This window comes from Rhodopila sp. (assembly GCF_035548235.1).
Taxonomy (GTDB): domain Bacteria; phylum Pseudomonadota; class Alphaproteobacteria; order Acetobacterales; family Acetobacteraceae; genus Rhodopila.
On record NZ_DASZTJ010000155.1, the window covers coordinates 1 to 1,622 of the forward strand.

Sequence of the window (1,622 nt, forward strand, 5' to 3'; positions counted from 1 at the left end):
GTTGCGGCAGATCACCTTGATGCCGTCGCCGTCGTCTTTTTTCGCCTTGCGCGCCATGGGCTGCCTTCTCCTGCCCGCTGCCGAGGCGGGGTGCTTCATGGTAACACAACCGCGGCGAGGGGAGAACCCGAGAAGCCCGGGGCGCTCCGGTCGAGTGCCGTAGCGGATTCTGGGCTGTAGTAGACCATCTATCCCAAACCGGTGGGCTTTTGTATGATTGGGCGACAACCACCTTTGGCAATCTGGGCAAGGAGGCCCGCTGATGGCTGTCTCGACCCCCAATCTCTACCCGGTCGTTCTGTCGGCCGAGCAACGTGCCCGGCTGGAAGACATTGCTCGCAACGGCTCTGCCCCGGCCAAGAAGATCCGCCATGCGCAGGTCCTGCTGCTCAGCGATACCGGCCGGATCGGTGGGCGGCTGACTCGCGACCAGGTCGCCGAGCGCCTGGACATGCACGTGAACACCGTGGACCGCATCCGGAAGCGTTTCGTCACCGAGGGGGAAGCGCCCGCCCTCAACCGCAAACCGCGACTCACGCCACCTGTGCCGCCGAAGATCGACGGTCGCGTCGAGGCACACCTGGTGGCGATCTGCTGCGGCAAGGCCCCCGAGGGCCGCACCCGCTGGACCCTGCAACTGCTCGCCGACGAGCTGAAACGCCGCCGCCTGGTGACGCACGTCTGCGCGGAGACGGTCCGCCGAGCGCTCAAAAAAACGAGCTGCAGCCCTGGCGCAAACAGTGCTGGTGCATCCCGGAACGCGACCAGGCCCGCTTCGTCGCCCAGATGGAGGACATCCTCGACCTGTACACGGCGGAGCACACGGCCGACGAGCCGCTGATCTGCATGGACGAGGCCGGCAAGCAGTTGCTGCGCGACACGGCCGAGCCGATCCCGATGGCACCGGGCCGGCCGCCCCGCGAAGACTACCACTACGAGCGGCGCGGGGTGCAAGCGCTGTTCATGTTCTTCGACCCGCTGCGCGGCTGGCGGCGCGTCAGTTGCCGGGACAGCCGGACACGCGTGGACTGGGCGGAGGAGGTCCGCCGGCTGCTGGACGAGGATTATCCGCAGGCCCGGCGCGTGAAGCTGGTGTGCGATAACCTCAATACCCACGGGATTGCCAGCCTGTACGAGGCGTTCCCGGCGGCCGAGGCGCATCGCCTGGCCCGGCGGTTGGAGATCCACTACACGCCGCGCAACGGCAGTTGGTTGAACGTGGCCGAGATCGAACTGAGCGCCCTGGCCCGCCAGTGCCTGGACCGGCGCCTGGGCAGCGCGGCGGAGTTGCGTGACCAGGTGCAGGCGTGGGTACAAGAGCGCAACGCGGACGAAACGGGCGTCCGTTGGCGTTTCACGACTGACCAAGCTCGGGTTCGACTGCGACATCTGTACCCACACATTTAGAGTGGTTCGTCTACTACTCTTTGGGGTTACTTCTCCGCCGCTTCCTCTTTTTCTTCCAGGCGCACGGCATCGCCACTGTGCAGGCCGTGGCCGCCCTCGATGATGAAAAGGACATCATCCAGGGAGACCTTTTCTTTCTTCTCCGGATCCTCAAGGCCAAGGATCTCGACCAGGTGCCGCTCGCGATCGCGGACACCGAGGAGGGCTCGCAGCTT

Annotated in this window: 2 protein-coding genes; one reads left to right on the forward strand and one right to left on the reverse strand. The window is 65.8% G+C overall.

Annotation, left to right across the window (positions count from 1 at the left end; translation table 11 throughout):
• Positions 1-262 precede the first annotated feature (262 nt).
• Positions 263-1,407, forward strand: a protein-coding gene (locus VHB27_RS13185; RefSeq protein ID WP_325601094.1) for an IS630 family transposase whose coding sequence is annotated in 2 segments (ribosomal slippage) — positions 263-710 and positions 710-1,407 — 1,146 coding nt in all. Because the reading frame shifts where the segments join, the coding sequence is not laid out codon by codon here.
• Between the two features lie 26 nt (positions 1,408-1,433).
• On the opposite strand, the gene VHB27_RS13190 is transcribed toward VHB27_RS13185, so the two are convergent.
• Positions 1,434-1,622 (reverse strand): hypothetical protein (locus VHB27_RS13190; RefSeq protein WP_325601096.1); only part of this gene is annotated, 189 nt, incomplete at its 5' end.